Source organism: Sphingomonas citricola, from assembly GCF_019429535.1.
GTDB classification, from domain to species: domain Bacteria; phylum Pseudomonadota; class Alphaproteobacteria; order Sphingomonadales; family Sphingomonadaceae; genus Sphingomonas; species Sphingomonas citricola.
The window spans coordinates 413,296-434,823 of record NZ_JAHXZM010000002.1 but is presented as its reverse complement, the minus strand read 5'-3'; the positions used below and the strand labels follow the sequence as shown (position 1 = coordinate 434,823).

Below are 21,528 nucleotides of genomic sequence, written 5' to 3'. Positions count from 1 at the left end.
CCCGTTTCCCCGCTCAAGGAGCCGCCACGTGATCCCTCGTTACTCCCGCCCAGAGATGACCGCGCTGTGGGCGCCCGAGGCGCGCTACCGCATCTGGTTCGAGATCGAGGCGCACGCGACCGACGCGCTCGCCGAGCTTGGCGTGGTGCCGAAATCGGCGGCGGAGGCGCTGTGGCGCTGGTGGGCGACCGACCCCGTCATTGACGTCGCCGCGATCGACGCGATCGAGGCGGTGACCAAGCACGACGTGATCGCGTTCCTGACCTGGGTCGCCGAACAGGTCGGCGACGAAGCGCGCTTCATGCACCAGGGGATGACCTCGTCCGACGTGCTCGACACGACGCTGTCGGTGCAGCTGGCGCGCGCGTCCGACATCCTGATAGCCGACCTCGACGCGCTGCTGGTCGTGCTGGAACGGCGCGCGCGCGAGCACAAATTGACGCCGACGATCGGGCGCAGCCATGGCATCCACGCCGAGCCGGTGACGTTCGGGCTGAAGCTCGCCGAGGCCTATGCCGAGTTCCGCCGCAACCGCGAGCGGCTGGTCGCCGCGCGCGCGGACATCGCGACTTGCGCGATCTCGGGTGCGGTCGGCACCTTCGCCAACATCGATCCGGCGGTCGAGCGCCACGTGGCCGAGAAGATGGGGCTGACGGTGGAGCCCGTCTCGACGCAGGTCATCCCGCGTGATCGCCACGCGATGTTCTTCGCGACATTGGGCGTGATCGCGGGCTCGATCGAGCGCGTCGCGGTCGAGGTGCGGCACCTGCAGCGCACCGAGGTGCTGGAAGCGGAGGAATATTTCTCGCCCGGACAGAAGGGCTCGTCGGCGATGCCGCACAAGCGCAACCCGGTGCTGACCGAGAACCTGACCGGGCTCGCGCGGATGGTGCGCGGCTACGTGACCCCGGCATTGGAGAATGTCGCGCTGTGGCACGAGCGCGACATTTCGCATTCCTCGGTCGAGCGGTACATCGGACCGGACGCGTGCGTGACGCTCGACTTCGCGCTCGCGCGGTTGACGGGCGTGGTCGACAAGCTGCTCGTCTACCCCGAGCGGATGCAGAAGAACCTCGACCGCATGGGTGGCCTCGTCCACTCGCAGCGCGTGCTGCTCGCGCTGACGCAGGCGGGGGTGAGCCGCGAGGACGCGTACCGCCTGGTCCAGCGCAACGCGATGAAGGTGTGGGAATCGGATGGCGCGCTGTCGCTGCTCAATCTGCTCAAGGCCGACGACGAGGTGACCGCCGCGCTGTCGCACGCGGAGATCGAGGACAAGTTCGACCTCGGCTATCACTTCAAGCACGTCGATACGATCTTCGACCGCGTATTCGGCGGCTGAACGCCTGCAACGATTGCACCACGTGCAAGCAAGATTGTTGCGCACGTTTATTGCGTGCGTAAGCAACGATCTACATATCTCCGGTACCGGGATGACCCGGTATCGGAGACCCCATATGCGCATGTTCGAAACCGCGGCCAGCACGGTGCTGGTGCTCGCGGCTCAGGCGCTGGTGGTCGGCGCCATCATCACGACGCTCTGACCCATCGGCCCTCCGCCTTCGCTTGTGCGAGGGCGGGTTGGCCGGGGCCGCCTCCCCTTTTCTCCCCTCCACTGATAAAGCCGAACCCATGACGATCCTGGGTGCGGTGCTGGCGGGCGGGCGCGCGACGCGCTTCGGGCGCGACAAGGCGCTCGCGCAGCTAGGCGAGCCGACGCTGCTGCAGCACGCGATCGCCAGCCTTGCGCCGCACGTCGACGCGCTGGTCGTTGTCGGGCGGGCCGACGCGCCGATCGCGGTAACGCCTGATCTGCCGCACGCCGATCTCGGCCCGCTCGGCGGGATCGCGGGGGCGCTTGGCTTCGCGCGGGCGCACGGCCATGCCTCGGTGCTGACCAGTGCGTGCGACACGCCCAGCCTGCCGGACACGCTCGTCGCGGCGCTGCTGGCGCGGGAGGCGAGCTATGCCGCGGACGCGCCGACGGTCGGGCATTGGCCGGTGCGGCTGCTCGACCCGCTGCTCGCACGACTGGCGTCGGGTGAAAGCCGGTCGATCCGGCGCTGGGCAACGGATGCGGGCGTCGCGGCGATATTGCCGGGGGTGACGGTGCCGAACGTCAACACGCTCGGCGACCTGGCGGCGCTCGCGGCGTCACACGGTGACGCGCCGCACGCCTGAGCCGCCAGCGATACTCAGATACCGCCCGCGGTGATCGCGTAACCCGCTTCCTCCAGCGCGCGCGTCAGGTCGGCGAGGCAGCGGTCGACCAGCGCCTCGTCGGGGGAGCGGACGACGAAGTTCGCGCCGACGCGACCTTCGCGGAAGAAGGGGTAGCTGCCGATCGCGACGCCGTCGTGCGCTTTCTCGGCGGCGCGCAACGTGTCGGCGACCTCGCTCTCGGCGACCCAGCCGCCGATCGACTTGGATACGACCGGGCGTCCGCCCTCGAGCGTGCCGGTCAGCGCGTCGAGCATCCCCGCGGTGATGTGCGGCACGCCCGCCATGATGAAGATGTTGTCGATGCGGATACCCGGCGCGCCCGAGACGCGGTTCTCGATCAGGTCCGCGCCCGCGGGCACGCGCGCCATGCGCAGCCGCGCCTCGGTGACGCCGCCGCGCGTCTCGTAGTAACGCTCCAGCGTCGCGACCGCTTTCGGGTGATGCTCGACCCCGACACCGAGTGCCGCGGCGATCGCGTCGACGGTGATGTCGTCGTGCGTCGGGCCGATGCCGCCGGTGGTGAACAGATAATCGTTGCGCGCGCGAAGCGTGTTGACCGCCTCGACGATCGCTTCCTCGCGGTCGGCGACGACGCGGACCTCGGCGAGCCGGATGCCCTGGACGTTGAGCCACGCGGCGATCTGCGCGACATTCTTGTCCTGTGTGCGGCCCGACAGGATTTCGTCGCCGATCACCACCAGCGCAGCGGTCCAGATGCGTTCGCTCATGCCTGACTCCTATGACGGCGGGGCTTAGCCTCGCAAACGCGGGCGCGTCACGCTATATCCGGGCGATGACCAACTACGTTACCGTCACCAGCGACGCGCCGCTCGGGCGCGATGGCGCGATCAAGCTGCACGGCCCCGACGCCTTCGCGGGCATGCACAAGGCGGGGCGGCTCGCCGCCGAGACGCTCGACATGATCGTGCCCCACATGGTGCCGGGTGTGACGACCGCCGAGATCGACCGGCTGATCTACGACTTCATCGCGGAGCGCGGCGGCGTGCCCGCGACGCTCGGCTACCGCGGCTACACGCATTCGTCGTGCATCTCGATCAACCACGTCGTCTGCCACGGCATCCCCGCCGAGAAGGCGCTGAAATCGGGCGACATCGTCAACGTCGACGTGACTCCGATCGTCGATGGCTGGCACGGCGATTCGAGCCGGATGTACCTGATCGGCGACGTGCCGCTGAAGGCCAAGAGATTGGTCGACGTGACCTACGAATGCCTGATGCTCGGGCTCGAACAGGCGAAGCCCGGCAACCACATGGGCGATATTGCGAACGCGGTGCAGCGCCATGCCGAGGCGCACCGCTACGGGGTGGTGCGCGATTTCTGCGGGCACGGCGTCGGGCGGCTGTTCCACGACGCGCCCGAGGTCGTCCACGTCGGGCGGCCGGGCACCGGGCCCGAATTGCGCCCGGGCATGATCTTCACGGTCGAGCCGATGATCAACATCGGCCGCCCCGACGTGAAGCTGCTCGACGACGGCTGGACCGCGGTGACGCGCGACCGCTCGCTCTCGGCGCAGTTCGAACATTCGATCGGCATCACCGAGACGGGGTGCGAGATCTTCACGACCTCGCCCGCCGGGCTGCACAAGCCGCCCTACGCCTGACGGACGCGCACCTGCCCGTTTATCGGGCATCGCGCGGGCGGCCTGCCCAATTTGACGGCACGGGAATGGCGGAAATCCGCGCTTTTCTGCCCTTGCCCTCCGTCGTCCCGACTGGCACGTTCGCTGCAAGACGACGCGCCGGGGTGTCTGTCGGAGTTGGGACGTTCACGCGTGAAGAAGATCGAAGCGATCATCAAGCCGTTCAAACTTGATGAGGTGAAGGAAGCGCTCCACGAGATCGGCGTGAGCGGCATCACCGTGACCGAAGCGAAGGGCTTCGGCCGGCAGAAAGGGCATACCGAGCTCTATCGCGGCGCCGAATATGTCGTCGATTTCCTGCCCAAGGTGAAGCTAGAGGTCGTCGTCGAGGACGGTCTGGCCGAACGCGTGGTCGAGGCGGTCGCCGCCGCCGCGCAGACCGGTCGCATCGGCGACGGCAAGATCTTCGTCATCCCCATCGAGACCGCGCTGCGCATCCGTACCGGCGAACGCGACAACGACGCGATCTGACGCATCGGTCATCCGCGGGTCACTGCCGCGGCGACCGACATCCCCTAGGTTTCATTTCTCCAGTTCCATCACGGCCGGCCCCTAGGGCGCGGCGCACGATCAAGGAAGAAGCGACATGGCGAACACGGCCGCAGACGTTCTGAGCAAGATCAAGGACGAGGAGATCGAGTGGATCGATCTGCGCTTCACCGACCCCAAGGGCAAGTGGCAGCACCTGACGATGGTCGCGAGCGTCATGGGCGAGGACGAGTGGACCGACGGCCTGATGTTCGACGGCTCCTCGATCGAGGGCTGGAAGGCGATCAACGAGTCGGACATGATCCTGAAGCCCGACCTGGACGCGGTCTACACCGATCCGTTCTCGGCGACGCCGATGCTGATCGTGTTCTGCGACATCGTGGAGCCCTCGACCGGCGAGGGCTATGCGCGCGACCCGCGCACCACCGCGAAGCGCGCCGAGGCCTATGTCGCGCAGACCGGGATCGGTGACACCGTCTACGTCGGCCCGGAAGCCGAGTTCTTCATGTTCGACGACGTCCGTTTCGACACGTCGTACAACCAGTCGTATTTCAAGATCGACGATATCGAGCTGCCGACCAACACGGGCCGCGAATATGAGGGCGGCAACCTTGCGCACCGTCCGCGCGCCAAGGGCGGCTACTTCCCGGTCGCCCCGGTCGACTCGGCGGTCGACATCCGCGGCGAGATGGTCTCGACCATGATCGAGATGGGCCTGCCGTGCGACAAGCACCACCACGAGGTGGCGGCGGCGCAGCACGAGCTTGGCCTGACCTTCGGCACGCTGACGCAGACCGCCGACCGGATGCAGATCTACAAGTACGTCGTGCACCAGGTCGCGCACGCGTACGGCAAGTCGGCGACGTTCATGCCGAAGCCGATCAAGGAGGACAACGGATCGGGGATGCACACGCACTTCTCGATCTGGCAGGGCAAGGAGCCGCTGTTCGCGGGCAACGGCTACGCGGGCCTCTCGGACACCTGCCTGTATTTCATCGGCGGCATCATCAAGCACGCGAAGGCGATCAACGCGTTCACCAACCCGACCACCAACAGCTACAAGCGGCTGGTGCCGGGCTATGAAGCGCCGGTGCTGCTCGCTTACTCGGCGCGCAACCGTTCGGCGTCGTGCCGCATCCCGTACGGCACCGGTCCGAAGTCGAAGCGCGTCGAGGTGCGCTTCCCCGACGCGATGGCGAACCCGTATCTCGCCTACGCCGCGCTGCTGATGGCGGGTCTGGACGGCATCCAGAACAAGGTCCATCCGGGCGAGGCGATGGACAAGAATTTGTACGACCTGCCGCCGGCCGAACTGGCGGAAGTGCCGACGGTGTGCGCGAGCCTGCGCGAGGCGCTCGAGTCGCTCCAGGCCGATCACGACTTCCTGCTGAAGGGCGACGTGTTCACCAAGGATCAGATCGAGGCGTACGTCGAACTGAAGTGGTCGGAAGTCGCGCGCTGGGAGATGACGCCGAGCCCGGTCGAGTTCGATATGTATTACAGCGCCTGAGCGGCACGCGGGCAGCGGCGCTGCCCGCGAGACCGCGAAGGCCGGCCGGCCTCGCATCGGCGAGGACCGACGACGCGGCTTCGCCGCGGCGCTGCCCGAGATGAGAAAAGGTGCCCGGAGCGATCCGGGCGCCTTTTCGCTTTCATGAGCTATGTAAGCCGCCCCCCCGGCTCAACACCGGGACACCGGGAGCAGACCGACCGCGCCTAGAAACTCACCGCCGCGCGCGCCGCGATCCGGTCGCCCGCGTTGTTCCGCGCCGCGAACGGCGACAGCGCGCGCGTGTTATCGATGTCGGTGCCGGTATATTCCACCGTCAGCACGAGCGGTCCGGTGGCGTGCTGCACGCCGAACGACCAGTCGTAATAGCGATTGTCGGGCCGCAACCGTGCCGCGCGAACGGGGTCGTTCACGTCACCGCTCGACCGCCCGGCGCTGGCGGTGAAGCTGAACGGGGTCAACGGCACGCCGACGCGCCCGCGCACCGCCAGATACAGGTTGCTGCCGCCGATCGCGTCCTGCGACGGGGCGTAACGCGCCTCTAGTCCCGCTTCTGCCGGGCCGAGCGTGTAGCTCGCCCCTGCTCCGCCCTCGTAATAATCGAGCGGACCGTTGCCGTTCGTGAAGACGTGTCCGGTCGCGAACGCGTCCAGCCGGAAGCCGTCGACCGAGCGACTGTACCCGAGCGTCGGCTCGAACACCGCGTCGGCGCCGCCGTGGCGCGGGTCGCCGCGGGTGGTCAGCGCGCGAACGCCGACGTCGAATCCGCTCGACAAATCGAGCCGCGCGGATGCGGCGAGCGCACCCTCGCCGTCGCTCCAGCTGATCCCGCGCCGCCGCTCGTCCGTCGTCGCCTCGACGCCGGCGTGCGGGGTGACCTGCGCCTGCGCGGGCACGGCGGCCGCGGCGAGGAGCGCCCAGGCGGCGATGGCGGATGTACGCATGAACTACCCTCGTATCTGCTCGAATTCGGCGATCAGCGCGGGTCGGTCGCGCATCGCCATCCCGGCCAGATGCGCGCGCAGCCGTTCGCCCGCGGCGGCGACCTCGGCCTCGATAGCGGCACGCTGCGCGCTACACCAGCCGGGGCGCGTGCCGCCCGGCGGCACCGATGTCTCGATCCGTCGCGTCACGACGTGATCGTCACCGCGTCGCGCGTAGCGCTCGACGGTGACGCGCGTCTGCCAGCGGCAATGCAGCGTGGCCGGGCGTCCGGGCGCCGACACGGTGCCGACCTGCCGCACGTCGGCCGACACGGCGCCGCGGTAGGTAACCTCGACCGGTGCGCCGGCATGGTCGAAGCGTTCATGATGGACGAGCGCGGCGTCCGCGGGGGCGGCGAGCAGCGCGGCGGCGATGATGATGGACATGATCCTCTCCCGATCCTGAGCGGGCCTGATGGCACGCGACGAGGGCGAGATGATCGCGGCAACGCGACGGGGCAACGCACGCGCGTGCGACAGACATCATTCGTCGGACCCCAGCCGCAATCGTTACGGCAACGACGCGTAAGGCATTGATCTACGTCAACAAGTGACCCGCGAGACGGAACGCGCGCACGACCCGCGCGCTTCCAAGGGCGCGCTGATAACGGAGGCTCGCATGACCGATAGCCGCGACGACGGTCCAGTGGTGACCGCGAAGAAGAACCCCGACGAACTGACCGCGGCGACGATCCCGCAGGCGAACGGCAGCAGCGCGCTTGCCCGCGCGGTGACGATCAACAGGCCGGTGGCGGAGGTCTACGCCTATTTTCGCGACTTCTCGAACCTGCCGCATTTCATGGAGAACGTCGTCAGCATCGACACGCCCGACGCCACGCGTTCGCACTGGGTGGTGAAGGCGCCGGGCGGCACCACCGTCGAGTGGGACGCGCGCGTGACCGAGGATCAGCCGGGTGCGCTGATTGCCTGGACCAGCGAGGAAGGCGCCGACGTCCCCAATTCGGGTCGCGTCGAATTCCGTGACGCGGGGCAGCGCGGCACGGTGGTGACCGCGACGATCCTGTACGACCCGCCCGGCGGCGTCGTCGGCAAGCTGATCGCGAAGATGTTCCAGCGCGAACCCGCGATCCAGGCGCGCCGCGACCTGCGCCGCTTCAAGCAATTGATGGAAGCGGGCGAGATCGCGACGCCCGCGATGAACCAGAAGCAGTTCGAGGAGATGGGATTGTGAGAGCGCTGACCTGGCACGGCAAGCATGACGTGCGCGTCGACACCGTCGACGATCCCGGCATCGTCAACCCGCGCGACTGCATCATCAAGGTGACGTCGACCGCGATCTGCGGGTCAGACCTCCACCTCTACGACGGCTACATCCCGACGATGAAAGCGGGCGACATCCTGGGCCACGAGTTCATGGGCGAGGTGGTCGAGACGGGGCCGAAGTCGACCCTCAAGAAAGGCCAGCGCGTCGTGGTGCCGTTCACGATCGCGTGCGGGTCGTGCTACCATTGCGGCAAGCATCAATATTCGGCCTGCGACAACGGATTGCCGGCGGACAATCAGGATATCGCGCAGGAACTGTACGGGCACCCGATGGCGGGGCTGTTCGGCTATAGCCACATGACCGGCGGCTACGCGGGCGGTCAGGCCGAATATGTCCGCGTGCCGTTCAGCGACGTCGGCCCGATCGTGATTCCGGACGGCATCGAGGACGACAAGGTGCTGTTCCTGTCCGATATCCTGCCGACTGGGTGGATGGCGGCGGAGAATGCCGACATCGAGCCCGGCGACACGGTGGCGGTATGGGGTTGCGGACCCGTAGGGCTGTTCGCGGTCCAATCGGCATTCCTGATGGGGGCCGAGCGCGTGATTGCGATCGACCATTTCCCGCGCCGGCTCGAACTCGCGCGCAAGTTCGGCGCGGAAACGCTCAATTTCGAGCAGACCGACATCTACGACGCGTTGATGCTGATGACCGGCGGGATCGGCCCCGACGCGGTGATCGATTCGGTCGGGCTCGAATCGCACGGGCTGTACGTCGATAATATGATCGATCAGGTGAAGGCGTCGACCTTCCTCGGCACCGACCGTCCGCACGCCAACCGCCAGGCGATCATCGCGTGCCGCAAGGGCGGGCGTGTGTCGATGCCCGCGGTCTATGGCGGGTTCGTCGACAAATGGCCGCTGGGCGCGTTCATGGAAAAGGGGCTGACGCTCAAGACCGGGCAGACCCACGTCCAGCATTACCTGCCGGGGCTCCTGCAGGCGATCATCGACGGGAAGATCGACACCACCTTCCTGATCTCGCACCGGATGGACCTCGAAGACGCGCCGCTCGGCTACCAGAAATTCCACGACGAGCAGAACGACTACACCAAGATCGTGCTCAAGCCCGGCCTGAACGGCTAACAGGAGACAGACTTATGGCCGACAAATTCGCCATCATCACCGGCGCATCGACCGGTATCGGGTTCGAGCTCGCGACGCTCGCCGCCAAGGACGGGTACGACATTCTCGTCGTCGCCGACGAGCCGCTGATCAACGATGCCGCGCGCGATTTCGAGCAGTTTGGCACGAGCGTGCAGGCGCTCGAGGCCGATCTGTCCACGATCGAGGGCGTCGACACGCTGCTGGCCGCCGCGAACGGGCGTCGTATCGACGTGCTGTGCGCCAACGCCGGGCGCGGGCTGGGCCACGGCTTTCTAGACCAGAAGGTCGACGACTGGCGGCACGTGGTGGACACCAACATCACGGGCACCGCCTATCTGCTTCAGCGCGTGCTGCCCGACATGGTGGCGCACAACGACGGCAAGGTGCTCGTCGTCGGATCGGTCGCGGGATACATCCCCGGCGCGTTCCAGGCGGTGTACAACGGGACCAAGGCGTTCATCGACAGCTTCACCGAGGCGTTGCGCAACGAGTTGAAGGACGCCGACGGCGTAACGATCAGCACGCTGATGCCCGGCCCGGTCGACACCGAATTCTTCGCGCGCGGCGACCTGCTCGATACGCAGGTCGGCAGCGACCCGAACAAACGCTCGGCCGAGGACGTGGCCGCGGACGGGTGGAAGGCGCTCAACAGCGGCAAGCCGTCGATCTTCTCGGGCTGGACGACGAAGATCCAGGGCGTGCTCGCCAACGTGGTGCCGGGATCGGTGCTCGCCGAGCAGCATCGCAAGATGGCGGAGCCCGGTTCGGCGGAGAACTAAGCTCGCAGCCGCGCGGCATGACAGGCCCGCCCCGCCTGACCGGCGAGGCGGGCTTTCGCTTGTCCGCCGCGCTCGCTAGCCTCGCGCGATGATCTTTACGCTCGTCTCGCTCGCGGCCGCCGCCACGCTCTCCCCCGCCGAGACGCGGATGCGCGCCAGCGTTGCCGCGGAGGCACCGCGGACCGAGGCGCTGCTCGAACGGTTGGTCCAGCAGAATTCGGGCTCGCTCAACCTCGATGGCGTGACCAAGGTGGGCGCGATGATGCGCGCCGAGCTCGCCCCGCTCGGCTTCGACGTCCGCTGGATCGACATGCGCGCGACGGGGCGCGCCGGCCACATCGTCGCGACGCACAAGGGCAATGGCCGCGGCAAGCGCGTGCTGCTGATCGGGCACCTCGACACGGTGTTCGAGCCCGACAGCCCCTTCACCGGTTTTCGCCGCGACGGCACGCGCGCCTACGGCCCCGGCGTCGGCGACGACAAGGGCGGGCTGGTCGTGATCGTCGCCGCGCTGCGCGCGATGCAGGCGGCGGGGACGCTTCGGAACGCGGACGTGACCGTCGTATTGACCGGCGACGAAGAACGCACCGGCGCGCCATTGGCGCAGGCGCGCGCCGATCTGATCGCGGCGGGGAAGTGGGCCGATGTCGCGCTCGAGTACGAGAATGTCGCGACCGAGGGCGGGCGCGACTGGGGGACGACCGCGCGGCGTAGCTCGACCAACTGGGCGATCACGGCGACGGGCGTCACCGGCCATTCGAGCGCGGTGTTCGGCCCCGCGCTCGGCTACGGCGCGGCCTACGAACTTGCGCGCATCCTCGACGCATTCCGGCGCGAGCTGCCCGAGCCAAACGTTACCTTCAATGTCGGGGTCATGGCGGCGGGCACGCCCGCGGTGCTGGACGACAGCGGCGTGCGCGCGAGCGCGTCGGGCAAGACCAATATCGTCGCGGCACAGGCGGTCGCGCGCGGCGACCTGCGCACGCTCTCGCCCGAACAGGACGCGCGCGTGCAGGCGCGGATGACCGCGATCGTCGCGCAGCACCTGCCGCGTACCGATGCCACGATCACCTTCTCCGACGGCTACCCGCCGATGGCGCCGACCGCGGGCAATCGCGCGCTGCTGGCGCAACTGAACGCGGTCAACCGCGACCTGTCATTGCCCGAGATGCCCGAATATGATCCGGCGAAGCGCGGCGCGGCGGATTCGAGCTTCGTCGCCGCCGACGCCGACACGCTGGGGGGAATGGGCGCGTCGGGCGGCGGCGCGCACGCCGAGGGCGAGTGGATCGACCTCGCCAGCCTGCCGCGCCAGGCGACGCGCAGCGCGATCCTGATCAGCCGGCTCGCCGCGCAGAAGCGTTAGTCGCGCCGTGCACGCTCGGCCCTGACCGCGCGGAAATGCCCGGCGAGATACCAGCCGAGCAGCAGCCAGCCGATCGCGGCGCAGGCGAGTGCTACGCCGGGCGCGAGCATCGGCCAGCCGGCCCGCGCGAGCACGATGCCGACCGCGAGATTGCCGCTGCCCCACAGCATGTTGGTGCGCGGGCTCGATAACCCGCGCGCCGGCGGGGTCGCGAACGGCGTCGGGAACGCTTCGCCGCGCAGCCCCGCACTCAGGTGCGGCACGCCATTGACGAGGAACGCCCCCGCCAGGATCATCCACAGATAGCCCATCCGCCCTCTCCTCGCTTCTCCGGCAGCGAAGCGTTCGGGAGCCCACCGCGTTCCTCGGTGCTTGCGGCCCCCGTCTGCTTCGTGGATGCTGCTACGCGATGGATGCCACCCCCACGACTGCCGCCCCGCCCGCGTCGCGCGGCAGCGCCACGCGCAACGAACTGAAACGCGCCGCACGCCGCCTGTTCGCCGAACGCGGGATCGCCGCGGTCGGGATGCGCGAGGTGGTCGAGACCGCCGGGCAGAGGAACGCCGCGGCGGTTCATTATCATTTCGGCAGCAAGGACGATCTGCTGCGCGAATTGCTGATCGACGGCGCCGAACTGATCGACGCCGGACGCCGCGCGCTGTTCGACGAACTGGAGGCGCGCGGGCAACCGACGCTGACCGAGGTGGTGCGCGCGATGGTATTGCCCAACATCGAGCTACGCGGGCCGACCGGCGAGCACGAGACGTATTTCCGCTTCATCGTCAACGTGCAGAACGAACGCCGCGCGCTGTTCCGCGACACCGTGCCCGAACATTCGGAAGGCTTCCGCCGCTTCGTCGCGCACGTCCATCGCCTACTCGCCCCGCTGCCGGCGGCGACGATCAACCAGCGTATCCTGTTCGCCAGCCTGGCGCTCCAGACGCTGATCGCGGCGCGCGAGGCGTCGCTCGACCGGCTCGGCAGCGGCGACCATCATTTCTGGAGCCGCGCGGACGCGCTCGCCGGGTTGCTCGACGCGGTGGAGGCGATTCTAGTCGGCGCGGGCGGGCACGCGGGCACGGCGGGCTGACGCGGTGCCGCTTTACTCGCCCACCGTCTCGACGATCGCCGAGACGATCCAGGTATCGCTCAGCCCCGTGTTCATGCTGGCGGGTATCGGCGCGCTGCTCAATGTGCTCGCCGGGCGATTGTCGCGCGTGGTCGATCGCGCCCGCGCGCTCGAGGTGCTGCACCCTAGGTCGAGCGGGATCGAGCACGATCGCCACGTCGCCGAACTCCGCCTGCTCAACAAGCGGATCGGCATCATCAACGCCGCGCTGCTGATGGGGGTGTCGAGCGCGGTGATGACCTGCGTCGTGGTCGCGCTGCTGTTCATCGCCGCGCTGCTGAAATTCCACATCGGGCAATATGTGGCTGCGGGGTTCATCCTTGCGATGCTGCTGCTGATCGCCAGCCTCGTCGCGTTCATGATCGAGGTGCGCGTGTCGCTGCGCGCGATCCGCATCCGCGAGGAATTGCTGCGCTGACGGGCCTCAGCGCGTCCCCCGCGCGTTGATCGGGATTAATGGTTTGAGGTGAGGCGCGTGGGGTCACTGCTGAAGATCGTCGGCGGCGCGCTCGTGCTGCTGCTCGTCGCCGCCGGGCTCGCGGTCACGATCGTGCCGCGCTTCCTCGATCGCATCTATTACGAGGGGCCGGAGAGCGGCCACTATGACGGCGCGCGGTTTTTCAATCCCGACGGCGACGACACCGCGCGCGTGCCGGGCGGCGGCAGTCGCGGCAATTTCCTGTGGCGGCAGCTGACCGGCCGCGACGACCGCGCGCCCTGGCCCGATCGCGTCGCGGTTCCGGCGAGCCGCCCCGCCGCGCGGGTCATGGGCGAGCGGATGGTCGCGACCTGGATCGGACACGCGACCGTGCTGGTGCAGACGCAGGGGATCAATATCCTGACCGACCCCGTCTACGCCGATCGATCGGGCCCGTTCGGCTTCGGCCCGAAACGCGTCGCGGCGCCCGGCGTCGCGTTCGACGATCTGCCGCGCATCGACCTCGTGCTCGTCAGCCACAATCACTACGACCACCTCGATCAGACAGCGCTCCAACGATTGTGGCAGCGTGACCATCCCGTGATCGTCACCAGCCTGGGCAACGACAGCGTGATCGCGCAGACGGGCGCGAAGGCGACCGCGCTCGATTGGGGCGGGCGCGTCACCGTGCGACCGGGCATCGAGGTCGCGGTGACGCGCAACCATCATTGGGGCAGCCGCTGGTTCACCGACCGCAATCGCGCCTTGTGGTCGAGCTTCGTGGTCCGCTTCCTCAGCGGCGGAAACCTGTTCTTCGCGGGCGATACCGGGTTCGGCGACGGGCGCTGGCCGGCGGAGGCAGCGGCGCTCGGCCCGATCCGGCTGGCACTGATCCCGGTCGGTGCGTTCCGTTTCGCGAGGGGGCAGATGTCGTCGGGGAGCCATATCGGCCCCGCGGAGGCCGCGCTCGTCTATCAGCGGTTGGGCGCGACGCGCGGGCTGCCGATCCACTGGGGCACGTTCCGGCTGTCGTACGAAGCCTATGACACGCCGCCGCGGCTACTCGCCGCGGCGATGAAGTGCACCGGCGGCGCGGGTTTCGCGGGCGTGCCGATCGGGCGGCCGCAGGAAATCGCGCCCGCGCGCGCGCCCGGCCAAGCGACCCCGATGACGCGCGCGGCGATGCTGCGCTGCCTCGATACGCCGGCGGTGCGCGCGCTGCGGTGAGCGGAACGATCGCCGGCACGGCGCGCTGATCGCGGCATGGACGACGACCGCACCAAGATCAGCACCGGCCAGAACGGCCGCCCGCTCGGCGACAGCATCTCGAGCCTGGGGCCGGGCATCCCCGACGACGCGCTGGCGCCCGGTGAGGAATTGCCGACCCCGCCGAGCGACGAGGAAGTAGCGGCCGGCAAGCGCGCGCTGGGCGCCGACGAGTAACCGACGCCCGGCACGTGATGCCCCTGCCCCTCCCGCCACGAAGGAGGGGCACGGCCGTCGGCGCTTAGCGGCTGGGGTCGATCAGATACTTCTCGCCCGTCGCCTTGCGGTCGTAGGCACGGATCACCTCGGGATCGAGCGCTTCGGTGAGGCCGATCGTCCGCGTGTATTTGCTGGCGAAGGTGGTGGTCAGTTCGTCGACGACGCGCTGGCGCATCCGCCCGACGACCTCGGCGCCAGCGCGCTTCATGAACGGGGTGAGCAGCCAGCCCGACACGCTCCACTGGAACCCGAAGGCGAGCCGGTTGAGCACCGTCGGCGACAGGTCGAGCGCGCCGTAGATGTAGAGCTGCTTGAAGCTGTCCGACCCGTAACGGCTGAACTCCTTCATGTTGCGCGCCGCGGCCTGCTCCATCGCCTGCACGATGTCGCTGCCGAGCGAGCCGCCGCCGATCGCGTCGAACGCGACCGTCGCCTGCGTTTCGGTGATCGCATCGAGCAGCTTGCGGCGGAAATCATCGTCGCGGCTGTTGAGCACGTAGGTCGCACCGATGTCGCGCAGGATCGCGGCCTGCTCCTCCGAGCGGACGATGTTGACCAGCGGCACGCCGTCGGCGAGGCAGATCTTCTGCAACATCTGCCCGAGGTTCGACGCGGCGGCGGTGTGGACGATTGCCTTGTGCCCCTCCATCCGAGCGGTCTCGACGAAGCCCAGCGCGGTCAGCGGGTTGACGAACATCGACGCGCCGTCCGCCGCGCTCGTGCCCTCGGGCAACGGCACCACGTCGCGCGCCTTCAGCTTGCGGAACTGCGCGTACATCGCGCCGCCCATCATGCCGACGCGGCGGCCCTGCAAGCTTTCCGCCCCCGCACCGGCCGCGACCACGGTGCCCGCGCCCTCGTTCCCGACGGGCAGCGATTGGCCGAGCCGCGCGCGCACCCCGCCCTGACGCTCGCGCGGGATCTGGAAGGTGACGCTGGGGCGGCCATCCTCGTTCGCGGTCTTCATCGTCGACACGTCCGCCGGGCCCAGCAGCAGGCCGAGGTCGGACGGGTTGATCGGCGCGGCTTCGACGCGGACGACGATCTCGCCCTCGCCCGGCGGCGTCAGCGTCGTTTCCTCCAGGCTGAGCACCAGGGTGCCGTCCTCGGTCGCGGTGGAGCGCAGTTCGAGGCCCGTGAACGTGTCCGACATCGTGTTCTCCTTCAGGGGTTTATCGTCGATGGATGATGATGGTGGCCCGGCGGGTTACTTGCGCTCCCACGCCTTCTCGCCGCCGATCCAGGTTTCGAGCACCTTGGTCTGGCGCAGGTCGGCCGGCGCGGCGGTGGCGGGATCGCGGTCGACGATCAGGAAGTCGGCCCTCTGCCCGGGCGCGAGATTGCCGAACTTGTTCTCCGCGAACCCGGCATAGGCCGCGCCGCCGGTAAAGGCCCACCACGCCTGTTCGCGCGTTACCGCTTCCTCGGGCCGCCAGCCGCCCGCGGGCTCACCCGCGGCATCGGTGCGGGTGAAGGCGGCAGCCCAGCCTGCCCAGGGGTCGGGCCGCTCGACCGGGAAGTCGGAACCGAACGCGAGCCTCGCGCCGTTCGCGAGCATCGAACGCCACGCATAGGCGCCCGCCAGCCGCGCCTCGCCCAACCGCGCCTGCGCCATCACGCGGTCGCCGGTCGCGTGCGTCGGCTGCATCGAGGCGATGATGCCGTTCTTGCCGAAGCGCGGCAGGTCGGCGGGATCGACCACCTGCGCGTGCTCGATCCGCCAGCGGCGATCGCCCTTGTAGGTCTGCGACAGCTCGCCGATCGCGTCGAGGACCTGCTGGTTGGCGCGGTCACCAATCGCGTGGACCGCGACCTGGTAATTGTCCATCGCCGCGCGGCTCATCGTGTTTTGCAACTGGTCGTCGGTCAGGAAGCCGAGCCCGCGGTTTCCGGCTGCATCGGCGTAGGGCGCCTTCAACCACGCACCGCGCGATCCGAGCGCGCCGTCGGCGTAGATCTTGACCCCGTTCAACCGCAACCGGTCGTCGTACAGCCACGGGGTTGGGCCGGTGCCGCCGATCATCACCGTGGTGTCGATGCCGTGACCATAGGACATGATCCGCACGCGCAGCGCGCCGATGTCGCCCATCCGGCGATAGGTCATCCAGTCGTCGATCGTGCTGCCCATGTCGGCGACCGCGGTGACGCCGTAGCCGAGCAGGATCTGCTGCGCCTTCAGGAACGCGGCGGTGCGGTCCTTGGGCGACACCGGCGGGATCGCGCGGTCGAACAACTGGGTCGCGGCATCGACGAAGACCCCCGCGGGCGCGCCGTTCGCGCCCTTCTCGATCCGCCCGCCGGTCGGCGCGGCGGTGGCGGCGGTGATCTTCGCCGCGCGGATCGCAGCCGAATTCGCCCAGGCGGCGTGGCCATCGGCGCGGGAGAGGTAGACCGGGCGGTCGGCGACGACGACGTCGAGATCGGCCGCGGTCGGGAAGCGGCCGAGCCCCCATTTTTCCTGGTTCCAGCCGGTGCCGATGATCCATTTGCGCTCAGGGTTGCCCTTCGCATAGGCGGCGATCTTCGCCTTCGCCATCTCGAGCGAGGTCGTGTCGGACAGGTCGAGCGTCAGCGCCTGCAACCCCAGTTCGATCACGTGACCGTGCGCGTCGATCATGCCGGGCACCAGCACGCGCCCCTTCATGTCGGCGCGCCAGTCGTACACCGGGCCGGGGTTCTTCTTCGTCCGCTTGGGCGGCTGTTCGTCGGGGGCGACCAGGCGGACGACGCGCCCCGCCTTGTCGATCACCATCGCCTTGAAGCGGATGATGCGCCCCGATTGGTCGATCGTCACGCCCGCGACATTGTCGATGAGCGCGTCGGCGAGCGCCGGGGGGGCGGCGACGAGCGCCGCGACGCTGGCGAGGAACGACAGGTGACGGGCGTGACAGCGGGTGTACATATGACCTGCTCTATGACGGTCGGGCAAATTTGGCGAGGGTGGACGATGCGGGTTGCGGTGGCAGCAATGGCGATGGTGATGGCGATGGGGGCGGGGGCAGCGAACGCCTCGGCGGAGACGGTCAAGACCGCCGATTACACGTTCAACTACAGCTATCCGGCCGAGGCCGCCGCGATCCCGCGCCTGCGCGCGCTGCTCGAGACGGAGAGAAAGGCGATGGGCGTGCGAACGGCGCGTGACGCCGCCGCCGCGCGCCGCGACGCCGCGGGAATGGCCTTTCCCTTCCACCCGTACGACCAGGACAAGACGTGGCAGTTAGTGACGAATACGCCGCGTTTCCTCAGCCTGTCCTATGCGGCGTATAGTTTCACCGGCGGCGCCCACGGCAATCCGTCGTCGGGTGCGCTGGTGTGGGACAAGGCGCGCGGGGTCCGGCTCGACCCCAAAACCGTCTTCACCTCGACGGCCGCGCTCCAGCGCGCCGTCGCCCCGACCTATTGCGCGCGATTGAAGGCCGAACGCGCGCGCCGCCTCGCGCCCTACAAGGATACCGGCGACCTTTTCAGCAAATGCCCGCCGCTCACCGACCTGACGTTGCTGCTCGGTTCGACCGACCGACAGCGCGTGAACCGCATCGGCCTGATCGCCGACCCCTATGTCGCCGGTTCCTACGCCGAAGGCCAATATGAGGTGACGCTGCCCGTCACGCGCGCGATCATCGCGACGGTTAAGCCGGAGTATCGCCCAGCGTTCGCCGTGGAATAGGCCGCCTGCGTCGTTGACGGTACGCGACGCGAGGCGCAGCCTGATCCGGCAACCCGGAGACTTTCGTATGCGGCAATCGCTCATCGTGTGTGGCATCGTCGGCGCGACGCTTTTCACCAGCGCCAGCATTGCCCAATACCACCAAACGAGCGCGCAAGCCCGACCCTCGGCGATCGATCCGCGTCAGGTTGGCGATTACGGCGTCAATTCCAACGTCCGTTCGACGATCGAGATCGAGCGCGCGAAATGCCTGAAGCGCAAGGTCAGGGAGCGGCGTGCCTGTCTGGCGCAAGCCGAGCAGGCGCGAGACGCAGGGGGCCCCGGCAAGACCGACTGATCCACACGTCGATTGCCGGGCAGCGGCGGCGTGGCCTGCGGGCGTACGCCACGCGCCTGCCATGTTCGATCGGATATCGCGGGTGTTCCTCTCGCCCGCGCATTCCGCTACGGCGCTGCGATGGCCACCCAGCTCGCATCCGCCACGCCGTCTTCGGGCGCCCCGCTTCCCGTCACCTGCGCCGACGTTGCGGCGGCGCATCGGCGGATCGAAGATCAGGTGGTGCGCACGCCGACGCTCATCAGTCGCACACTGAGCCAGCTGACCGGCGCGACCGTGTATCTGAAGTTCGAGAACCTCCAGTTCACCGCCGCCTACAAGGAGCGCGGCGCACTCAACACGCTGCTGCAACTGTCCGAGGAGGCGCGTGCCAAGGGCGTGATCGCGGCATCGGCGGGTAACCACGCGCAGGGTCTTGCCTATCACGCCAACCGGCTTGGCGTGCCCGCGACGATCGTGATGCCGCGCAACACGCCGATCGTGAAGGTGACGCAGACGCAAGGGCACGGCGCGACCGTGATTCTGGAGGGCGAGACGTTTGACGCCGCCTACGCCCACGCGCGCGTGCTCGAAACGGAACACGGCTATACGTTCGTCCACCCGTTCGACGATCCGCGCATCATCGCGGGCACGGGGACGGTCGCGGTCGAGATGCTCGCCGACGTGCCCGAGATCGACACATTGGTGGTGCCGATCGGCGGTGGCGGGCTGATCTCGGGCATGGCGACGGTCGCGCGCGGTGCGGATCGCGCGATCGAGGTCGTGGGGGTCGAGGCCGAGCTCTACCCCTCGATGTACAACCGCGTGAACGGCACGCAGATGCCGTGCGCGGGCGACACGCTGGCGGAAGGGATCGCGGTCAAGGAACCGGGCGGCATCACCTCGATGATGGTGCGCGAACTGGTCGACGACATCGTACTGGTGTCCGAGCGCAGCCTAGAAGAGGCGGTCAGCCTGCTGCTCCAGATCGAGAAGACCGTGGTCGAGGGCGCGGGCGCGGCGGGGCTCGCGGCGCTGCTCCAGCATCCCGATCGTTTCAAGGGCCGCACGGTCGGCGTCGTGCTGTGCGGCGGCAACATCGACACGCGGCTGCTCGCCAACGTGCTGCTGCGCGATCTCGCACGCTCGGGCCGGCTCGCGCGGTTGCGCATCCGCCTGCAGGATCAGCCGGGCGCGCTGTTCAACGTCGCGCGCATCTTCGATCAGGAACGCATCAACATCATCGAGGTCTATCACCAACGCGTGTTCACGACGCTGCCCGCGAAGGGGCTGATCACCGACATCGAGTGCGAGGCGCGCGACCGCGCGCATCTCGACAAGCTGGTCGCCGCGTTGCGGGCGGCGGGATACGAGGTCAGCGCGGTCGAGCTCGCCTGAGCGGCCCCCGCGTTAACCCATAATCGTGGTAAAGCGGCTTTTCACCGCGGTGCCGGCGATTCATATGCGTGATACGGGCGCAAAGAACCGCGCCCATCAGGAGAATCGTCGGCGGTGACCGCGCCTTTTCGTTTCCCGCGTTTCTTCGTGACCAGCCCGCAGCCGTGCCCGTATCTGCCCGGCCGGCAGGAGCGGAAGGTGTTCACAGAGCTGTCGGGCCCGCACGCGGCCGAATTGAACGACGCACTCGGCCGGATCGGTTTCCGCCGCAGCCAGTCGGTCGCCTATCGCCCGTCGTGCGCGGGTTGCGCCGCCTGCGTCTCGGTACGCGTGCTCGCGCGCGAATTCCGCGCCAATGCGACGCAGCGCAAGCTGATGCGCCGCCACGTAGGCATCGAGATCAGCGCCTGCCGCCCCTGGGCGACCGACGAGCAATATCAGCTCCTCCGCCGCTATCTCGCCGCGCGACACCCGACCGGCGGCATGGTCGGGATGGACGAGATGGATTACGCCGACATGGTCGAGCAATCGCCGGTCAATTCGGTCATCGTCGAATATCGCACCCCGGCCGAGAACGGCGTTCCTGGGCAATTGATCGGTGCGTGCCTGACTGACCGGCAGGCCGACGGCCTGTCGATGATCTACAGCTTCTTCGAGCCCGACGACGCGACGTGGCCGGGGCTCGGCAACCTGATCATCCTCGACCATATCCAGCGCGCGTGCGAGGCCGGGCTCGATCACGTCTATCTGGGTTACTGGGTGAAGGGGTCGGCGCGGATGGCGTACAAGACGCGCTATCGCCCGATCGAGGTGTTAGGCCCGCGCGGCTGGGCGCTGCTCGAAGACGACGTGGCCGAGACGCAGGCCCAGGCAGTCAGCCAGCCGGCCTGATCCGCACGCGATCCCGCCCTAGCCCTCGGCGTTGACCGATACCGCGACGTCGAGCCGCTCGTCACCCTCACCCATGCGCGTGCCCGCGACCGGCGACGCGCCGACCGCATCGAATCCGACCGCGACGCGGACATGATGTTCCTCGGGCGAGCGTCGCAGCATCGGGTCGAACCCGACCCAGCCAAGCCCCTCGATCCACGCGTCGGCCCAGCCGTGCGGCGCGGGACGATTGTCCTCCAGCCGGTCGCAATAGCCCGAGACGTAGCGCGCCGGGACGCCGCGCGCGCGCGCGGCGGCAATGAAAACGTGCGCCAGATCGCGCGGCGTCGCCGCCCCGCGCGTGAACGCGTCCGCGACCGCCAGCCCCGGTTCGGGCCGTCCGCGTGCCAGCGTGAAGCGATCGCCGACCGCGTGGTTGAGCCGGTGGAGCGCGGCGACCGTCCCCCCCTCGTCACCGATCACGTCGCGCGCGAAATCGGTGATCGCCGCGTCGGCGCGCGTCAGCGGCGTGTCGCGCAGGAACAACCGCGCCGGCAGCGGCTCGAGCGTGCCGTGAAGCACCCCGTCCGAGTGGCTGGTCACGACCTCGCCGGTCACCGACAGGTCGATGCGATCGACCGGACCGTCGATGTAGAGTATCGTGGTCGCGTTGCCGAACCCGTCCTGCCCCTCGGTGATCCGCGCGTCGCAATCGAGCGCGATGTGCCAGTCGGCGACGATCTGGTCGTGCGTGTTGCGCGGGGTCATGCGCAGCAATTGCACCACGCGCGCCTGCGGCTCGGTGAAGCGATAGGTGGTGCGGTGATCGATCGACAGCCGCATC

24 protein-coding genes are annotated in these 21,528 nt (G+C 68.6%); 17 read left to right on the top strand and 7 right to left on the bottom strand.

Features of this window, described 5'->3' with window-relative positions; all coding sequences use genetic code 11:
• The first annotated feature begins 28 nt into the window (after positions 1-28).
• On the top strand, positions 29-1,342 hold the full coding sequence (purB, locus tag KZ810_RS06065) for an adenylosuccinate lyase (protein WP_219768095.1): 1,314 nt from the start codon (positions 29-31) through the stop codon (positions 1,340-1,342).
• Positions 1,343-1,632: 290 nt separating this feature from the next.
• Positions 1,633-2,181: a molybdenum cofactor guanylyltransferase gene (gene mobA, locus KZ810_RS06060; RefSeq protein ID WP_219768094.1), complete on the top strand. Its 549-nt coding sequence runs from the start codon at positions 1,633-1,635 to the stop codon at positions 2,179-2,181.
• 14 nt (positions 2,182-2,195) lie between these two features.
• Here the strand turns inward: mobA and KZ810_RS06055 are convergent, their stop codons facing one another.
• Positions 2,196-2,951: a competence/damage-inducible protein A gene (locus tag KZ810_RS06055; RefSeq protein ID WP_219768093.1), complete on the bottom strand. Its 756-nt coding sequence runs from the start codon at positions 2,949-2,951 to the stop codon at positions 2,196-2,198.
• 65 nt (positions 2,952-3,016) lie between these two features.
• Here KZ810_RS06055 and map point away from each other — a divergent pair, with 65 nt between their 5' ends.
• The 3 genes from map (at position 3,017) to glnA (ending at position 5,882) form a co-directional block, all read left to right on the top strand.
• Entirely contained in the window at positions 3,017-3,844 is an 828-nt protein-coding gene (map, locus tag KZ810_RS06050; protein ID WP_219768092.1) for a type I methionyl aminopeptidase, read from the top strand.
• A 171-nt stretch (positions 3,845-4,015) separates the two neighbouring features.
• A complete protein-coding gene (locus tag KZ810_RS06045; protein ID WP_219768091.1) occupies positions 4,016-4,354 on the top strand; it encodes a P-II family nitrogen regulator in 339 nt (112 codons plus the stop codon).
• A 115-nt stretch (positions 4,355-4,469) separates the two neighbouring features.
• Positions 4,470-5,882, top strand: a complete 1,413-nt coding sequence (gene glnA / locus KZ810_RS06040; RefSeq protein WP_219768090.1) for a type I glutamate--ammonia ligase — start codon at positions 4,470-4,472, stop codon at positions 5,880-5,882.
• A 206-nt stretch (positions 5,883-6,088) separates the two neighbouring features.
• Here the strand turns inward: glnA and KZ810_RS06035 are convergent, their stop codons facing one another.
• Together KZ810_RS06035 and KZ810_RS06030 are read right to left on the bottom strand one after the other, a co-directional pair.
• Positions 6,089-6,826 (bottom strand): TorF family putative porin, encoded by a 738-nt coding sequence (locus KZ810_RS06035; RefSeq protein ID WP_219768089.1) that lies wholly within the window; start codon positions 6,824-6,826, stop codon positions 6,089-6,091.
• 3 nt (positions 6,827-6,829) lie between these two features.
• A complete protein-coding gene (locus KZ810_RS06030; RefSeq protein ID WP_219768088.1) occupies positions 6,830-7,252 on the bottom strand; it encodes a hypothetical protein in 423 nt (140 codons plus the stop codon).
• 232 nt (positions 7,253-7,484) lie between these two features.
• On the opposite strand from KZ810_RS06030, the gene KZ810_RS06025 reads away from it, so the two are divergent.
• From KZ810_RS06025 to KZ810_RS06010, 4 genes are all read left to right on the top strand, one after another.
• Entirely contained in the window at positions 7,485-8,057 is a 573-nt protein-coding gene (locus KZ810_RS06025) for an SRPBCC family protein (RefSeq protein WP_219768087.1), read from the top strand.
• A complete protein-coding gene (locus tag KZ810_RS06020; RefSeq protein ID WP_219768086.1) occupies positions 8,054-9,235 on the top strand; it encodes a zinc-dependent alcohol dehydrogenase in 1,182 nt (393 codons plus the stop codon). Before KZ810_RS06025 ends, KZ810_RS06020 begins: the two co-directional genes overlap by 4 nt.
• Positions 9,236-9,249: 14 nt before the next feature.
• The gene (locus tag KZ810_RS06015; RefSeq protein ID WP_219768085.1) at positions 9,250-10,035 is read left to right on the top strand and encodes an SDR family NAD(P)-dependent oxidoreductase; all 786 of its coding nucleotides are present in this window, start codon (positions 9,250-9,252) and stop codon (positions 10,033-10,035) included.
• A gap of 88 nt (positions 10,036-10,123) precedes the next feature.
• Positions 10,124-11,401 (top strand): M20/M25/M40 family metallo-hydrolase, encoded by a 1,278-nt coding sequence (locus KZ810_RS06010; protein WP_219768084.1) that lies wholly within the window; start codon positions 10,124-10,126, stop codon positions 11,399-11,401.
• Here KZ810_RS06010 and KZ810_RS06005 read toward each other — a convergent pair.
• Positions 11,398-11,712, bottom strand: coding sequence for a hypothetical protein (locus KZ810_RS06005; protein ID WP_219768083.1), 315 nt, complete (start codon positions 11,710-11,712; stop codon positions 11,398-11,400). The genes KZ810_RS06010 and KZ810_RS06005 overlap by 4 nt on opposite strands.
• A gap of 98 nt (positions 11,713-11,810) precedes the next feature.
• On the opposite strand from KZ810_RS06005, the gene KZ810_RS06000 reads away from it, so the two are divergent.
• From KZ810_RS06000 to KZ810_RS05985, 4 genes are read left to right on the top strand one after another with little or no spacing between them, the layout of a single operon-like run.
• On the top strand, positions 11,811-12,491 hold the full coding sequence (locus KZ810_RS06000) for a TetR/AcrR family transcriptional regulator (RefSeq protein WP_219768082.1): 681 nt from the start codon (positions 11,811-11,813) through the stop codon (positions 12,489-12,491).
• A 4-nt stretch (positions 12,492-12,495) separates the two neighbouring features.
• Positions 12,496-12,948 (top strand): DUF2721 domain-containing protein, encoded by a 453-nt coding sequence (locus tag KZ810_RS05995; RefSeq protein WP_219768081.1) that lies wholly within the window; start codon positions 12,496-12,498, stop codon positions 12,946-12,948.
• Positions 12,949-13,005: 57 nt separating this feature from the next.
• Positions 13,006-14,175 (top strand): MBL fold metallo-hydrolase, encoded by a 1,170-nt coding sequence (locus tag KZ810_RS05990; protein WP_373369142.1) that lies wholly within the window; start codon positions 13,006-13,008, stop codon positions 14,173-14,175.
• A 36-nt stretch (positions 14,176-14,211) separates the two neighbouring features.
• Positions 14,212-14,391: a hypothetical protein gene (locus KZ810_RS05985; RefSeq protein WP_219768080.1), complete on the top strand. Its 180-nt coding sequence runs from the start codon at positions 14,212-14,214 to the stop codon at positions 14,389-14,391.
• A 64-nt stretch (positions 14,392-14,455) separates the two neighbouring features.
• Here KZ810_RS05985 and KZ810_RS05980 read toward each other — a convergent pair whose 3' ends face one another.
• Together KZ810_RS05980 and KZ810_RS05975 are read right to left on the bottom strand one after the other, a co-directional pair.
• The gene (locus KZ810_RS05980) at positions 14,456-15,586 is read right to left on the bottom strand and encodes a zinc-binding dehydrogenase (RefSeq protein WP_219768079.1); all 1,131 of its coding nucleotides are present in this window, start codon (positions 15,584-15,586) and stop codon (positions 14,456-14,458) included.
• Positions 15,587-15,640: 54 nt separating this feature from the next.
• The gene (locus tag KZ810_RS05975; protein WP_219768078.1) at positions 15,641-17,335 is read right to left on the bottom strand and encodes an amidohydrolase; all 1,695 of its coding nucleotides are present in this window, start codon (positions 17,333-17,335) and stop codon (positions 15,641-15,643) included.
• A 45-nt stretch (positions 17,336-17,380) separates the two neighbouring features.
• Here KZ810_RS05975 and KZ810_RS05970 point away from each other — a divergent pair, with 45 nt between their 5' ends.
• The 4 genes from KZ810_RS05970 (at position 17,381) to KZ810_RS05955 (ending at position 20,705) form a co-directional block, all read left to right on the top strand.
• Positions 17,381-18,100: a DUF4163 domain-containing protein gene (locus KZ810_RS05970; protein ID WP_219768077.1), complete on the top strand. Its 720-nt coding sequence runs from the start codon at positions 17,381-17,383 to the stop codon at positions 18,098-18,100.
• Between the two features lie 13 nt (positions 18,101-18,113).
• Positions 18,114-18,437 carry a hypothetical protein gene (locus tag KZ810_RS05965; RefSeq protein ID WP_219768076.1) on the top strand — a complete coding sequence of 108 codons (324 nt, stop codon included), beginning with the start codon at positions 18,114-18,116 and terminating at the stop codon, positions 18,435-18,437.
• Between the two features lie 120 nt (positions 18,438-18,557).
• The gene (locus KZ810_RS05960; RefSeq protein ID WP_219768075.1) at positions 18,558-19,814 is read left to right on the top strand and encodes a threonine ammonia-lyase; all 1,257 of its coding nucleotides are present in this window, start codon (positions 18,558-18,560) and stop codon (positions 19,812-19,814) included.
• 114 nt (positions 19,815-19,928) lie between these two features.
• Positions 19,929-20,705 (top strand): arginyltransferase, encoded by a 777-nt coding sequence (locus KZ810_RS05955; protein WP_219768074.1) that lies wholly within the window; start codon positions 19,929-19,931, stop codon positions 20,703-20,705.
• Between the two features lie 18 nt (positions 20,706-20,723).
• On the opposite strand, the gene KZ810_RS05950 is transcribed toward KZ810_RS05955, so the two are convergent.
• Positions 20,724-21,527 (bottom strand): transglutaminase family protein, encoded by an 804-nt coding sequence (locus KZ810_RS05950; protein ID WP_219768073.1) that lies wholly within the window; start codon positions 21,525-21,527, stop codon positions 20,724-20,726.
• Position 21,528 lies beyond the last annotated feature (1 nt).

What these genes read in the sequence shown, in the direction of transcription:
- KZ810_RS06000 (WP_219768082.1), top strand. Translation starts at nt 11,811, where the DNA reads ATGGATGCCACCCCCACGACTGCCGCCCCGCCCGCGTCGCGCGGCAGC.
- map (WP_219768092.1), top strand. Translation starts at nt 3,017, where the DNA reads ATGACCAACTACGTTACCGTCACCAGCGACGCGCCGCTCGGGCGCGAT.
- mobA (WP_219768094.1), top strand. Translation starts at nt 1,633, where the DNA reads ATGACGATCCTGGGTGCGGTGCTGGCGGGCGGGCGCGCGACGCGCTTC.
- KZ810_RS06055 (WP_219768093.1), bottom strand. Translation starts at nt 2,951, where the DNA reads ATGAGCGAACGCATCTGGACCGCTGCGCTGGTGGTGATCGGCGACGAA.
- KZ810_RS05975 (WP_219768078.1), bottom strand. Translation starts at nt 17,335, where the DNA reads ATGTACACCCGCTGTCACGCCCGTCACCTGTCGTTCCTCGCCAGCGTC.
- KZ810_RS06030 (WP_219768088.1), bottom strand. Translation starts at nt 7,252, where the DNA reads ATGTCCATCATCATCGCCGCCGCGCTGCTCGCCGCCCCCGCGGACGCC.
- KZ810_RS06005 (WP_219768083.1), bottom strand. Translation starts at nt 11,712, where the DNA reads ATGGGCTATCTGTGGATGATCCTGGCGGGGGCGTTCCTCGTCAATGGC.
- KZ810_RS05950 (WP_219768073.1), bottom strand. Translation starts at nt 21,527, where the DNA reads ATGCGGCTGTCGATCGATCACCGCACCACCTATCGCTTCACCGAGCCG.
- KZ810_RS06015 (WP_219768085.1), top strand. Translation starts at nt 9,250, where the DNA reads ATGGCCGACAAATTCGCCATCATCACCGGCGCATCGACCGGTATCGGG.
- KZ810_RS06010 (WP_219768084.1), top strand. Translation starts at nt 10,124, where the DNA reads ATGATCTTTACGCTCGTCTCGCTCGCGGCCGCCGCCACGCTCTCCCCC.
- KZ810_RS06035 (WP_219768089.1), bottom strand. Translation starts at nt 6,826, where the DNA reads ATGCGTACATCCGCCATCGCCGCCTGGGCGCTCCTCGCCGCGGCCGCC.
- KZ810_RS05970 (WP_219768077.1), top strand. Translation starts at nt 17,381, where the DNA reads ATGCGGGTTGCGGTGGCAGCAATGGCGATGGTGATGGCGATGGGGGCG.
- KZ810_RS05985 (WP_219768080.1), top strand. Translation starts at nt 14,212, where the DNA reads ATGGACGACGACCGCACCAAGATCAGCACCGGCCAGAACGGCCGCCCG.
- KZ810_RS05980 (WP_219768079.1), bottom strand. Translation starts at nt 15,586, where the DNA reads ATGTCGGACACGTTCACGGGCCTCGAACTGCGCTCCACCGCGACCGAG.
- KZ810_RS05960 (WP_219768075.1), top strand. Translation starts at nt 18,558, where the DNA reads ATGGCCACCCAGCTCGCATCCGCCACGCCGTCTTCGGGCGCCCCGCTT.
- glnA (WP_219768090.1), top strand. Translation starts at nt 4,470, where the DNA reads ATGGCGAACACGGCCGCAGACGTTCTGAGCAAGATCAAGGACGAGGAG.
- KZ810_RS06025 (WP_219768087.1), top strand. Translation starts at nt 7,485, where the DNA reads ATGACCGATAGCCGCGACGACGGTCCAGTGGTGACCGCGAAGAAGAAC.